This window comes from Pedobacter sp. UC225_61, assembly GCF_044452285.1.
Taxonomy (GTDB): Bacteria; Bacteroidota; Bacteroidia; order Sphingobacteriales; family Sphingobacteriaceae; genus Pedobacter.
Genome location: NZ_JBIOAL010000001.1, coordinates 2,490,323 through 2,504,908, shown reverse-complemented (window position 1 = coordinate 2,504,908; position 14,586 = coordinate 2,490,323). Strand labels below are relative to the sequence as shown.

General features: G+C 33.8%; 11 protein-coding genes. 3 read left to right on the top strand and 8 right to left on the bottom strand.

Annotated features, from left to right (window positions below; translation table 11 throughout):
• Positions 1-16: 16 nt before the first annotated feature.
• The 6 genes from ACHMWN_RS11530 to ACHMWN_RS11505 are packed head-to-tail and all read right to left on the bottom strand — an operon-like array spanning position 17 to position 9,581.
• A complete protein-coding gene (locus tag ACHMWN_RS11530; protein ID WP_397301078.1) occupies positions 17-3,226 on the bottom strand; it encodes a SusC/RagA family TonB-linked outer membrane protein in 3,210 nt (1,069 codons plus the stop codon).
• A 1-nt stretch (position 3,227) separates the two neighbouring features.
• Positions 3,228-4,253: a DUF5007 domain-containing protein gene (locus tag ACHMWN_RS11525; protein ID WP_397301076.1), complete on the bottom strand. Its 1,026-nt coding sequence runs from the start codon at positions 4,251-4,253 to the stop codon at positions 3,228-3,230.
• An 11-nt stretch (positions 4,254-4,264) separates the two neighbouring features.
• Entirely contained in the window at positions 4,265-4,945 is a 681-nt protein-coding gene (locus tag ACHMWN_RS11520; protein WP_397301073.1) for a hypothetical protein, read from the bottom strand.
• A gap of 23 nt (positions 4,946-4,968) precedes the next feature.
• Complete coding sequence (locus tag ACHMWN_RS11515; RefSeq protein WP_397301071.1) at positions 4,969-6,537, bottom strand: RagB/SusD family nutrient uptake outer membrane protein; 1,569 nt, start codon at positions 6,535-6,537, stop codon at positions 4,969-4,971.
• A gap of 10 nt (positions 6,538-6,547) precedes the next feature.
• On the bottom strand, positions 6,548-6,865 hold the full coding sequence (locus ACHMWN_RS11510) for a hypothetical protein (RefSeq protein WP_397301069.1): 318 nt from the start codon (positions 6,863-6,865) through the stop codon (positions 6,548-6,550).
• A 46-nt stretch (positions 6,866-6,911) separates the two neighbouring features.
• Positions 6,912-9,581 (bottom strand): TonB-dependent receptor plug domain-containing protein, encoded by a 2,670-nt coding sequence (locus ACHMWN_RS11505; protein ID WP_397301068.1) that lies wholly within the window; start codon positions 9,579-9,581, stop codon positions 6,912-6,914.
• 984 nt (positions 9,582-10,565) lie between these two features.
• Between ACHMWN_RS11505 and ACHMWN_RS11500 the strand changes: the two genes are divergently transcribed.
• Together ACHMWN_RS11500 and ACHMWN_RS11495 are read left to right on the top strand one after the other, a co-directional pair.
• Positions 10,566-11,390 carry a hypothetical protein gene (locus ACHMWN_RS11500; protein ID WP_397301067.1) on the top strand — a complete coding sequence of 275 codons (825 nt, stop codon included), beginning with the start codon at positions 10,566-10,568 and terminating at the stop codon, positions 11,388-11,390.
• Between the two features lie 139 nt (positions 11,391-11,529).
• Positions 11,530-12,390 (top strand): hypothetical protein, encoded by an 861-nt coding sequence (locus ACHMWN_RS11495; protein ID WP_397301064.1) that lies wholly within the window; start codon positions 11,530-11,532, stop codon positions 12,388-12,390.
• A 111-nt stretch (positions 12,391-12,501) separates the two neighbouring features.
• Here ACHMWN_RS11495 and ACHMWN_RS11490 read toward each other — a convergent pair whose 3' ends face one another.
• Both ACHMWN_RS11490 and ACHMWN_RS11485 read right to left on the bottom strand, forming a co-directional pair.
• Positions 12,502-12,951, bottom strand: coding sequence for an Hsp20/alpha crystallin family protein (locus ACHMWN_RS11490; RefSeq protein WP_397301063.1), 450 nt, complete (start codon positions 12,949-12,951; stop codon positions 12,502-12,504).
• A 237-nt stretch (positions 12,952-13,188) separates the two neighbouring features.
• A complete protein-coding gene (locus ACHMWN_RS11485; RefSeq protein ID WP_397301060.1) occupies positions 13,189-14,037 on the bottom strand; it encodes an NAD(P)-dependent oxidoreductase in 849 nt (282 codons plus the stop codon).
• Positions 14,038-14,278: 241 nt separating this feature from the next.
• On the opposite strand from ACHMWN_RS11485, the gene ACHMWN_RS11480 reads away from it, so the two are divergent.
• Positions 14,279-14,548 (top strand): DUF4242 domain-containing protein, encoded by a 270-nt coding sequence (locus ACHMWN_RS11480; RefSeq protein ID WP_397301058.1) that lies wholly within the window; start codon positions 14,279-14,281, stop codon positions 14,546-14,548.
• The last annotated feature ends 38 nt before the right edge of the window (positions 14,549-14,586 follow it).

The following is a 14,586-nucleotide window of genomic DNA, read 5'->3' as shown; positions in this document are numbered from 1 at the left end:
ATCAATGATTGAAAAATTAAAACTCGATGTTTAAATTAAATACGAACGTTCTTGGGTTTGGATAACCACCTGAATAATCTCTACCTAATGCAGTTACATTCTCTGGATTTGGACCAGAATAATTAGTTAACATAAACACATTATTTACTGTACCACCCAACACTACTCTATTCATTCCGTAACGATTGGTGAATTTTTGATTTAACGTATAACCCAATGAGATGTAGTTTAATTTAAAATAAGATCCATCTTCTTGAAATAAAGTTTGAGCAAAACGATAGGGGTTGATAATACCACTTCTTAAATAATCGTATGGGTTTGGATAAACTGCATTTTGACCAACGCTTTTCCAAATGTCATATTCACTTAAAGGAACTAAACCACTTAATGCCAAAGGATTATTAAATGCTTGGAATTGCGAAGCTAAAGCGTTGTTTAAGATATCTCTTCCTAAAATCCCAGTACCTTGCACTTGCATACTGAAGTTTTTATATCTAAAATCTACAGTTACACCTCCACTAAAACGGATTTGAGAATTACCTGCGTTAACTAAGTCATATTCATCAAGTATATAATCACCGTTTACATCTGTATATCTAGGATCTCCTGCTTTAAAATAATTTAATACTCCACCTAAAGTTCCATCGCTGTTACGAGCTCTATATCTTAAGCCTGTTAAAGGATCTACGGGTACATCGCCTGTATTGGCATATACACCTTTAGTATTGTAAATAAAGTTTGCAAGTGCATTTGAACCTACTGATTTTAAAATTGCCTGACCTGTAGTAGGATCAAATCTTATACTTTGGCGTACTCCATTTGGTAAAGCAGCTAAATAATCATGATTAATCGCACCATTTACACTTACAGTCAATCTTGCTTTACTTGAATTAGGTAAAAGGCTTCCTGTTAAGGTACCTTCGTAACCTATGTTTACTAGCGCTTCTTCATTTGTGGTTACTTCGCCAAAACCACTTGTATTAGCTAATACTTTGGTGCCAAACAAATTATCGGTTTGTTTATAGTATGCCTCAAAAGTACCTGTTATTCTATTTTTTAATACACCAAAATCAAATGCAAAGTTTAAGGTTGTATTTTTTGCTGGCTGTAAATTAGTGTTTGGCGATCTACCGTTTGAAATACCTACGGTTTGTGTGCCATTGTAGTTACCTAGATTCAAGTACCTCCCATAAACATCGTAAACATTACCACTTGGTTGTAATACCGTACCGTAACTTAATCGAATTGAAGCATAGTCTAACCATTTTTCAACTTGACTAGCCATAAAAGACTCATTATTAATGTTCCAACGAACACCTATAGATGGACTTTTGGTATAGCCCGCATCAGGACCGTTTGATGAATTACCATCTAAGCGATAAGAACCATCTAGCACATATCTACGTTTGTAGTTATATTGAAAACTTCCAGCAAATGCCACAGAACGAGATTGAGCAAAGTTATCAAGTGTACCGCCTAATGAAGTAAGGTAATCATCAACACCAACAATAGGGCCTCTTAAATAATCGTTTACAACTTTATTATTTTGTATTACATCTGCCTTAAAATTAGACGAACTCATTTCGTTAAATACATAGGCTAAGAAGTTATGAGCATCATCTCCGTTTTTATCTTTAAGCGTAAATACATATTGCAATAAATTTCTATTGTAAACTGCATTTTTTACGCTATTGTAAGCGAATAAAGAAGAACGATCTCCATTAATAGAAGCTGGTAAGAAATTATCTTCAGTACCTGTATTAAAAGTATAATTGAAGTTTGAGGTTAAGCTTAAGTTTTTAATAAACTCGTATTTTAACTCAAGTGTATTCGTTAAATCGACTGTTTTATTATCGTTGTCGGTAGTTACTGCTCCTAGTACAGAGTTGATTGCCGAATACTGGGAGGGCGATGGCAGCAATGATGACGAAGCACCTCCTGTAGCAATGCCTGTGTTAAATAACCCATTACCACTACCCTTCTGCTGCTTACCTAATGCCCCATTAATAGTTGCATACAGTTTAAACTTCTGATTAGGCATGTATTGCATGTTCATTCTCAAGGTAGATCTATCAAAACCTGTATTTTCTTGAATACCTTTTTGTTTAAAATAGCCGAAGTTTACTTTATAGTTGAAGGCTACATCACCACCTGCAATATTTAAATTATGTGTTTGATTATAAGTAGTTCTATAAAAATAAGATTGCCAATTTGTTGAATTGTTATAGTAGGCATTTAAACTATCAGCAATAAATGAAGTTCCGTTAATTAACCCTAATGCATGATAATAACTAGTATCACTGGCTAAAATTTGAGCAATACGTAAACTACGTTCATCAACACCACCAATAACTGAACGTAATTTAGGCACAGCACTTACAAAGAACTGACCATTATACGTAATTACTGGAATTTTAGAATTACCTCTCTTAGTAGTGATTAAGATAACCCCATAGGCACCACGAGAACCGTATAAAGCAGTTGCTGAAGCATCTTTTAATACTTCTATACTTTCTACATCTTGTTGAGGGATTAATGAAATTGGACTTACACCTGGACCCGCAGATTGAAAACCATAGCTAAAGTTTTGATTGTCATCTACCGGAACTCCATCTACTACAAATAAAGGTGATGTAGGCTGTAAATATGCTTCGTTACCAGAACCAGAAATACTAGTACTAGATAATCCACGAATAGCCATTGATCCTCTCATACCAGGCGAACCTGTATTTTGTTGAATGTTTAGACCGGCAACTTTACCTTGCAACATATCTGTAACACTTGCTACAGGTACTGCTTGTAAATCTTTACCCGAAATTTTAACACTCGAACCAACAGAAGTTTCTTTGGTTTTGTTTACGTAACCTGATATGGTTACTTGCTTTAAATTGTTATTATCGCTTTCTAATTTAATAGTTAGCTTTGTTTTTCCTGCAACACTTACCTTAACACTTTTATAGCCAATATAAGAGAATTCTAATATGGCATTATCCGGTACAGAAACTGCAAATTCACCATCTGAGTTAGTAGTTCCTATTGCTCTTCTATCTAATAAGATATTCACACTTGGAATACCCCCTTGATTATCGGAAACAGTACCAGTAACCGTCTTTTTGGTTGGTGTTTGTGCGCTTAAATCATGATTGAAGCCTAAGCACAGGAATAGTAAGGCAATTATGTAAATATATCTCATATTCAATAAATTAATTTCTTTCAGGTTTTTCATATTAATCATTTATGAATTTTGGACGTTCCGTTTTAAACCAAAATATAATTGTCCAATTGCCTTGTTCGAAAATGCTAAAGTCCATCCCTATCAAAGCGCTTTCTCTAACGTTTCCAAAGCCTTGACGATCGTATCTAAAATATGCTTTAGCCAATTGCCCTGTTGAGGTTGTATATTTTGTTGGAAATGCTGCAAGTGGAATTGGATATGCAACATCAAATTTTACAGAGTCATTGTTTTTCACCATGTTAAAACCATGAACTAAATTTGACCAATCTGTAGCAGCAAACTTATTCGGATTAATGACTTGTTGTAATGTATCTACAAACTTGAAAGAAAGTGAGTTTCCAGGAGCATTGTTCTTTTTAAACTGAACTTCTATATCTAAAGGATTTAAAAATCTTCCTGTTTTTTCACCTCTTATGCCGCCCATTATTGACGGAAATACGCCTGTATTGGTTCCTTGGCCTGTTGTTAGGTTATTGTATGAAGGTTCAAAAGGGCGTTCTTTAAAAGGACGCAATTTCAAATCTTTGTAATATCTACGACCACCAGAGTTAGAAACTTCTACATCAAACACATAACCTGAATCTGGTTGTACTTTTACAAAATTAGAGTTCGCTTTATTCCACATTAAGAACTGACCAGAATGCTCGCGAATTTCAAATAATTGATGATTTTCAATTTTGCGTTTTGCTTCAATTTCTGCTATTGATTTCTCCGTTCCATCGTAAGCAGATTTCCATACTTGAACAGGGAAATATTCTGATAATTCTGGAGCTGGCTCTCCAGTGAACCTACGCATGTTTACAATTTTAAAATTGAGAGGCAAAGAAGAGCTTCCTACAAAGAAGTTGTCAGAAAACAAGGTATTTCGCCCTAAGATTGGTTGATAAAGCGTAGTTGTAAACTGTGAATCTTTACCTAAAGAAAGTCTTTCATCTGGTATATTCTTTTTACAAGCGGTAATAAATAGGATGCTTAAAAGCATCAAGCCTATTAATGATAAATATTTTTTATTGTTCATTACTTTAAATCTTAATTATTAACCCTACTTACAAATTCGTTAAACCCATAATCATGCAGTGTTGCCAAAATATTAATCACTCCATTTTTAGCTTTAATATTTAAAGCATTGGTTGTTGTTCTTTGCCAATACTTTTCGAAAATGTTACCTTTTGGATCACTATAAATGATAGATTGTGGGCCACCACCAACAAAACCAGATGCATTTAATCTATCGTATTGAATGTGCATTGGATACTCATATTTAACACTCGTATATAATGCACCATCAGCAAATGGAATGTAAGCATCAGTTGTTCTGCTACCTCTTACTATATATCTACACATTAAAATATCTAATTGATTCACATCACAATCTTTTAAATACAAAGGCGTTTTGCCTTGATCTTTTCTTAAAATATTTAGATTTTTAATTGCCGCTTGAAAGCTGGCATTAGTAGGTGCAAAAAAGGTGATACTTTTGTTACTTAAACTATCTTTTAAATCAGGTAATCTATTTAAAACTAGCAAGAGTGAATCAAATGTACTTGGCGGTTGAGCCTCCAAATATTGCATCACAGTGCCATTAAACTCTTTTACATTATTTTCATAATCGTAAAACTCCGAGTCCTTTTTACATGCAGTAAAGGTCATGCCTATTAAAACCAATATTAAAACTGGCCACTGCAAAAATTTTCTATTTCTATTTATCATCTTATTTTGAATGATTTATACCACTAATTCCAATAAGGATTTTGTTTAATTTGAGGGTTGGCATTTAAGATATCTCTTGATACCGGCCAATAAATACCATCATTAGCAATCAAAGTGTTAAATGCTGCATTATTTTTTTTGATTTTGTTATATCTAATCAAATCGTACCAGCGCCAGCCTTCACCCATTAGCTCTCTTCTTCGCTCTGCAAAAATTGCATCTACTAAATCTGCTGTTGAATTTGATAAATATGGAGATGTCCCTCTTAATGCAGCTGCCTGATTTAATGCATTAATAGCATCATTACGTAAGCCCAAAACTGCTAAAGCTTCTGCTCTTAATAATGTAACTTCCTCAATTCTGGTAAACAATACTGCTGATGTGAAAAAGGCGAGATTTCCACTAGTTTGTGCAGCACCTACTACCTTTATTTTACTAAACAAAGGACGCTCACTAGCATAATTTGTGAAGTAGTTAGTACGATAAAGATTAGTTAATGGATCAACACTAAAGCGTAAATCTTTAGGATCAGTAAATGCTCTTCTAATGGTATCCTTTGGCACATAAATTTCTGGGAATTCTTTTAAAATTAATGGTTTTGCTAGTGTTAGCTGCTCTAAGTGACCATTAGCTGTAGCTTCTCCATTTCCATATTCGAAACCAAAGCCTACAATTTGTACAGCTCTTTTAAATGCAAATGGACTATAACCATTAACGTTTTCTGTAAGCTCATCTGTAGTAATGTATTTCACACCAAAACTACCATCACCATTTAGTTGTGAAGTATTATCTACAAAGAATTTTGTATAAACTTCGCAATCTAAATAATTGCCTTGCCATGCTGCAATATGTGCTAAAATAGCATAAGCCGATAATTTTGTAAGCAATACACCATTCCATGTTGGCCAACTACTACCATAATATAGACCTGGGAAAATTGGATCTGAACCGCCGTATCTAAATGGCAATACTTTAACAGCTGATAACAATTCTGAAGTAGCAAAAGCTAAAACTTTATCTTTAGATGTACGTGGATGAGTATTAAAATCACCATCGTGAGAAGTGATTAACAAAGGAACATCACCCCAAATACGAACCATATAAAAATATGCAAATGCTCTCATTGCTCTAGCCTGAGCAACATCTACTTGATTATTAATTGGTGTATAACGAGGATCTTTTGCTACAATTTCACGCGAACGCTCGATAAATAGACTAGCTGCATTGATAACTGAATAAAATCTTCTCCAGTTGGTAATGTTATTTAATATTGGATAGGATGCGTTTAATTGACCATCGATAATAGCCTTTAAATCAGCACGATTAGTAGAAACAAAATCTCCTTGTCTTAAATCTCCCATTAACCAATGGGTATTATCTGCAACCATAGCAGTACGCATTAAGGTGTACATTCCTATTAATGCACCTTTCGCATCCTCTTGATTTTTCCATAAATTTTCTTCCGCTGCTAACCTTGTAGATTGAACATCGAGGATTTTCTTACATGAAAAATGAACGGTAACGAGCGTGGTTAATAACAGCGCAATTAAAAATCTATTTAATTTAACGCCTTTATATTTTATTGATATCATAATTGCCCTCTTATAAATCTAATTTTAAACCTAATGTGAAAGTTCTGGCAATAGGTAAGCTGGTACCATCGTAATTACCATTATAATTGATTAGCTCCGGATCTGTTCCTGAAAAATTCGTGATCGTTAATAAATTACTTCCTGTTACGTATAAATAAGCTCTTCTAAAACCTAATTTCGCGTTAGAAATAAATTTTGCTTTAGATAAATCGTAGCCAAGCGTTACTGAACGAAGCTTTACATATGAAGCATTTTCTAAGAACAAATCTTGATCTTCACGGTACGGAATAACATTACTCCAAACATTATATATTGGGTAACTTTTCAAGTTATCACTCGTTTGCCAAGAAGTAATCTCTTTAACAGAATTGATATCACTTGCAGACTTCTCTATTTACGAAATCATATCTACCTGCATCAAACTGGTTAATTGCTTTCTGACCAAGAGCAAAGAAGAAGTGGAAATTCAAATCAAAGTTTTTATAACTGAAATCGTTTATCCATCCACCAGTTACTTTTGGCATTCTATCTCCAACAAATTGTTTATCTGCATCGGTAATGTTAAAATCACCATTGTAGTCTACCCATTTCGGATCACCAGCTTTAAGTGCTAATCCGTTAAATGTTAGTTTTTTTCCGCCCGAATTAGATGGAACTTCAGCAGCTGTATTGTATATGCCATTGTTAGTATATAACCAATATGAACCTACAGATTGTCCTACTTTTAACTTATTATCGCCAATTACCAATTCATCTAATCCACCTGGCAATGCAGTTAATTTGTTTTTGTTATAATTTAAATTAACAGCAGTTGTCCAACTAAATGCTTTTTCATTTTGAAGAACATTGGCTGTAAGCGTTAAATCAACACCTGTATTGTTAATCTCCATTCCATTTTTATAAATGCTGGCATAACCACTTTCTGCTGATAAAGGAATATTTAGTAATTGATTTTTATCATCTCTATTGTAAAAAGTAACCGCAGCACTCAATTTATTATTTAACATGGTTGATGATGCTGAAATATTTAAGCGATCTGAATACGGCAAGGTTACACCATAGCCTACCCAACCAGTATTATATGAACGAGAAATTCCTTGAAAACCACCAAATGTTGGTATTGTTGGTTCTTCATTCCATCCATACTCAGTACGGTATTGAGGCCCAGCTCCAAAACGATCATCTAAAAATATTTTAGCAGATCTAGCCCAAAATGCACCGATGGTTAATTCGTTAAAAAATTTGTTTTTGCTTAACAACTGATTTTTCAAGTTCCAATCAGCACTAAATGCAGGTGTAGTAATCCAACGACTGTTTGGTTGCCCATTTGAAGAACCGTCTCTTCTTACAACAGCACCTAAGCTTACTAAATCTTTGTAGTTATATTTTACCGTACCGAAAAATGAAACTAAACTGTTTTTCATCTTATCAGAATACCTAAACAAATAAAAATTCTCAATTGCATTCAGGTATCCTGGATCAGTATTTTTAATATCTCCTTTTACAACATTAATTTTAATGAAATCACTGTTTCCATTATATCCACGAGCATAATTGTATTTATATGCATCTCCTTGTAAAGATTGACCTAATTCAAATTTGAAAGAATGATCTTTGTTTAAATCATACGAATAGGATAATAAGTTATTTAAACCAAAGCGCTGATTAAAACCGAAAAATCCTGATACATAATTCACCCCATCCATCAACGTTGTTGGATAAAATGCATCTCTTAACCCTTCGTTATAATCAAATACAACTGCAGTATTAAAGTTTAATTGAGGCATTAATCGTAAGTTTAAGGCAAGTGAACCATTCAATAAGTTATTTCTGTTATCGTCCACAACTTTCGAATATTCATTTAAAAACAATTGGTAGTTGTCTTTATTTGGCGATAATGGATTAGAAAAATCTGGCAAGTATCTTACCTCTGCAAAACGGTCGCGTAAACTTTTATTTCTATTTCTATCCATTCTAGCTGCATTTAAGAAACTAGATACAGTCATCCATTTAAATGGCATCATGTTAATAGCAAAATAGGCGTTGTATTTATTTAAGGAAGTTTCATCAGCGTTACTTGCATTTTTAACGGCTGTTCCATAAAATCTAAAATTTGCACGCTCATTACCACCAGTAATGCCCAAGTTAACTCCATAAATATTTGCGTTTTTATAGTACAAATCATTCCAATTTGATTTACCGAAATAATCAAGATTGGTAGAGTCTCTTAAGAAACTAGCGTAATTATCGTAATTAGCTGGAGTTGCGTATTTTTTGTAGAAGGGTGTACGAAAGTTATTTTCAAATACACCATTTACAGTTTGTACATTATTTGCAGGCACTATACCTACATATGAATTTAAACTAATTTCTCTTAAACCACTCTTTGCAGCCTTAGTGGTAATCCAAATTGCACCATTAGCTGCATTAGGGCCTAACTTTGCTAAAGAAATCGGATCCTTTAATACTTCAATAGATTGGATATTATCGATATCAATGTTGGCAAGTAAGTTTGTTGCAGGCCCTATTCTGTTATAATCGTACTTCTGTACATCGTAAGCAAATGGATTATCCTGTACCAAATGCACGCCATTTAAATAAACAGCAGGTTGTACATTGTAAATATCTTTTTTTGTGAAAATTGGAGCCGAAGTTCCTTGAATGATCATACTTTGTTCTGTACCAGGTTCTCCAGTAGTTTCCTGAACGTATAAACCAGCAACATTTCCTTTTAACATTTGTTGTAAGGAAAGATTAGGTACACCTCGTGAAGATGAAACGCGAAGTGAATCTCTATTAATTTTAAATTGATGATTGAATGCTGTGTTCTTACCTAGAATAGTATCTGCAGCAATAGAATCTTTAGCCAGCTTACGTTTTTTGTTGGTATCAATAGCAACAACTTGTTTACTTTCTAAATGCGATAGATTTGTTAAAGTACTTTTTAATGAATTTACCTCTACATAGGCCTTAGCCTGAGCGTTAGGAAAACCAAAAAAAGATAACAACAAAGCACATAACATACTTGTAATAATTTTAACCATTTGATTAGTTTTATTAAGTTTTAGTATTTCAGATGAAAATGTAATTGCTAAAAGATTAGCAACAAATTGTATCTACTTGAGATTTTTAAAGACAATAGTGTCTGGGAACACAGCGTAAAATTTTTGATCATTTGGGTTGGGTTTAGGTTTGGTTAAAAAATTCTTACTGCAAAAAGAGATGCAGTAAGAACGGTTAATTTGTGTTTATTCCACCTTGGTTAGAGGCTTCATTTGTGTGTTGTGTCTCTTTTATTTATTAGCTATAAATTTCTTTTTTAGTTATGCTGTACTAAAGTATCGGCTTGTTCGTTGCTAGTTTGTTAACGCAAGGTATATATTCAAAAAGCACAGTTTTTTATTTTTCATAGCGCAAACGTTTGTTTAAAAAACGTTTTGTTAAAAAAATTATAGAGGTGTAAATGGCTTGAGAATGATTGAATTCCAATCATTTTTAGGCCCTATTCTAGTTAGAAATAATAGCAGCGAAAAAATTTCCGTTTATCATTAATCTTAATCTTTGAAAACAGCTTATTTCTAGTTCTTTAACTGGTTTTAACTGTTAGTTAAAATCATAACTAAAAACAAGATTTAACAAACTGAATGCAAACGTTTGTTTCTTAAAAAATTAATGTAATTACTTTAGTTGTTTTTAAGTTATTCTATGTGGGGTTTAGGCTTATTATAAGCGAAAATTCATTAAATCAACTCATCTTAATACTCATAATAATTGCTCACCACCATTTGTGAAAAAGACCTCCTTCCTAATCATAAAATACGGATAAATGAGGGTGATGATTTTCTTTTTAAGAAACATCTCATCCAAAAAATCACCCATAAGAGTGAGCTAGCTTTAAGAATAGGTATTAGGTTATAAAAAAACACACCTTAAAGATGATTTTTTAAATGTTTAGACAGCTATACCTTTGTTTTATAAATAGTTAACAAAATCGTCCAACTTCTAAACAAACATTCAATCCCTTTAAAATGAAACAAAAAGCCATTTATTGTCTATTGGCAACCGCTGCAATATTTTCATCGTGCAAAAAGAATATTTTTCGCAAATCAGAAATTCACACAACTACATTAAATAACCAATCTTATGCAGGTTCTCGTCTTACTCAAATTGTCACCTCTATGGGTAGTATCACAGTACTTCAGTATGGCGACGACGAGAAATTAAAGCGAACATTACAATATACCACGGATCTTAAATCGAAAAATAGAAAACTTAGCTGTATTAGAACATTTAATTATGACAAGCAAGGTCGTCTTATTAAAACCGTTGTAGAAAATCAATACGATAAGAAAAACCTGATTATCTATCAATATAGCTATACAGCTAATCAGCTTACTAACTACACGCTTTCTACAATGAACATTCAAAACCCAAATCAGCCTATCTCAACCTTAAATTTCAGCTATACTTACCGTTATTCTGGTAAGCATTTATCTAGCTATTCTATCAGCAACGGAGTTGGTGAAATCGTAATGGAAAGTACTTATGATTACAAAAACAATGGAAAGAATACAATTTTAACTGGCACTAATAAACAACCTGGTCTTCCTGAAGAAAGATTTGCAACCGAATTTTTTGGTGATATCGCAGATCCTTCTGCCATTTTTATTCCTGGGGCGGTTAAACCAAGCACTTTGCTAACTAGGGATTTTGCTTATACATCTGACATCACTGGCAAATTTATCCAACATTATAAAACAGACACAAAAGGAAGAGTGATTTCAGTAGAAACAACTTATCCATATCAAGTTGGTGTAAAATCAAAAACTTGTTATATCTACGAATCAATTTAGAATAGGCAATTGGGAGTAACTCAATATTGCAAAACCTACCCTAAAAGATGATTTTTTAACATATACCGCATCACTAACTTTGAATAATTGAACAATTCATCTAAGAAATCTAACTGATAATGAACTTAAATTACATCAGGTGAAAGAAATAGAAATCGAAAAGAAAATACAATCTATTCTTAGAAAAATATACATAGAGGAAGAGGGTATATTTAACGCAAAGCGACAAAGAATTGAGCGGATTATTAAACCTACTTGCTCAAGAAGTGAATTTGATTTATTAGAAAGCAGGGGGCTAATTCCTAACAGATTTGAAACCTTTGAGCACGATAATGCACTTGAAAGATTATTAACCTTTCAATACGATAGTAAGGTCACATTAGAATATGTTGCCTCACTTTTTCTAAAAGGGCTAACTGGTGAACTATTACGCGGTCGTCAGCCATTGATGAGCTTTACGTATATTAAAAACTTAAAACCACATGCTTTTATAGGAGACACGCACTGTACAATCTGCGGGCTTCCAAAGAAACAATCAATTGACAAAACTTACCAGCTATATACCTATTACAGGGGGGAATCAACTAACCAAGACCCAATTAACTTTCTAATTGATTTAGAGGAGATTAGAAAATTTGATACTGTTCAAAGAAATCAAGCTGATAACCAAAAAGCTGCAGAACTTTTAGAAGTTATTTTAGCAAGTGATCATAAAGAAGTTCCATGGGAGTTAGAGAAAAGAATAGCAAAAAATAGTGTAATTCCTGATGCTGATCGAGATAAAAGATACGGGATATTACAAACACTAGCAGAATGTGGTATTCTTGAGAATGATTTTATTCAATCAAAGTACGATGAATTTACCACCCAAATGGACATTTCTCATGCGCTAAAAAATGTTAGAACATCTCATCGTTCTAACATACCATTACCTTATGGAGCGTGGAGAGGTACAAATGGCATTAATTTTAATCGGTATTATGAAATTTTTGGAAAATAATTAATCTTTCATAACCCTAAGCAAACTACCGTATTTACCTACGAAAAACAATAATAATTAACAAAAAAGGGCTGCTCAAATGAGCAGCCCTTTCTTTTCATTACATTTTACTTAGCTAATTGCTATTTGACGAGTGATATGTTTAGCTTCTTCCCTTTTTGGGATATCCACACAAAGCACACCATCAGTATATTTTGCCATGATACCATTTTCATCGGCACTATCTGGCAATGTAAATGAACGAGTGAACGAGCTATAACTAAACTCTTTCCTTGAATAATTTTTGTGTTCTTGTTCGTTTGACTGTTCCTTTTGCACCGAAATGGTCAACATCCTGCGTTCTAGGTTGATCTTAAAATCTTCTTTAGTAAGACCTGGTGCGGCAAGTTCTACATGGAAATTGTCGGCAGTTTCACTAATATTCACAGCAGGTACCAAACTCATGTCTGCTCGTGTAAAGAAACTGTCAGTGAAGATTGAATCAAATACATCACCGAACGATGGAACCAAACCTCTTTGATTATTGTTTGATTTGTCTGAATTGAATTTAACCAGTGTCATTGGTTTTTCCTCCTTAATTTTGTTTTTAATGATTAAAACTATGATTAATTAAAATCGGGAACCTTTCCCAAAAAATTAAGAACAAGTGATGTGCCAATGCGTTAAGGAAACATTTCTGCTGAAATTTTTTCAGCAGAAATGAAAATTTTTCAGTTTAGATTGTCAAAATTTCAGGGAAGTAACAAAGATCTACCTAAGAAGGAACCTTAGAAAATCTTTGTTACTTGTGACTAGTCGTTACAGGTTATCCTTAGCGATAATACTCCAATCCTGACTGCCATGTCCTTTTGCGATCCAGTTGTCCATTTCTTTAGCTATTGCAGGAATAACTGTCAACTTTGTATTCCCCTCTTCTGCAGCTTTCATCATTAATCCTGCATCCTTACGAGCCATGTCTAGTTCCCATGATGGATTGTTAAAATTTCCTTCTAGAATTCTGCCTAACCTTGCAGGCATTCCTGCACCTGGATTCCAAGTACTAAACAATTGAGCCACATCACTAGATGGAATACCTTGAGCTTTTGCTAGTGATAAAGTATCAGATAGCCCCGTAGTCATCGCTAACAAAAAAGAATTGCCAACAAGTTTTAATCCTGCTGCCTTTCCTTCCTCTGAACCAAGATTAATTAGCTTGCCGGTCATTTTCGAAAGCTCCACTTCTACGTTAGTAATTACCTGCTGATCGCCTGATACGAGCATACTACCACTACTCTCTAATGCATTGGGTGGACCCATAAATACGGGCGCATGTAGGTAAGTGAATCCTTTAGATTTCCACTCTTTGGTACGTTGAATAGCGCCTTTTGCCGATGTTGTTGTATGATCTATAATGATTACACCTTGCTTAAACCCCTTGCTTGCAGCAGCTAATACTTCATTTACAGTATCGTCATCCTTTAAAGTAAGGTGAATAAGGTTTGCATCTTTTACCGCTTCTATGATATTCTCGAAAACTATTGCCCCATCGTTTTCAAGTGCCTTTGCTTTTGATGGGGTTCTGTTCCATACCTGAACCTGATCTCCCTTAGCGAGCATTGCTTTAACAAAATTTGAACCTAAAAGGCCCATCCCTAAAAATGCTTTCATTCTATAATTATTTTTTTGATAAAGATAGTGAACCTCTAAATCGTTCACACCTATAACAACAAAATTCTTGGATTTTAGTTATTGAGTTAATTATAATTTCTACATTATCTCTCTTTTATAGAGCTGAAAATTTATCATTCTATTTTTGGTTGCAATATTTTCCAATGCGGCTTTACTGTTGCAGGTTACTTTTGTGGATGCATGTATATAACCCATGCACCTATCATTAAACTTAATAAAAATGAAAAAATTTGTCATCGAAAGAGAATTGCCAGGAGCGGGAAAATTATCAGCAGAAGATTTGGCTTCCATTTCTGAAACCTCATGTGCGGTAGTTGACCAACTTGGAAAACCTTACCATTGGATCCAGTCCTTTGTTACTGAAAACAAAATCTACTGTATCCATATTGCAGAAAGTGAAGAAGTAATACGAGAACATGCTCAAAAAGGCAACTTTCCAATTACTGCTATTGCTGAAGTGAGAGTAGTGATAGACCCAACCACAAAATAAGTAGTGTTTAAGGCGCCTGTTTTGCAGCGCCTTAAATT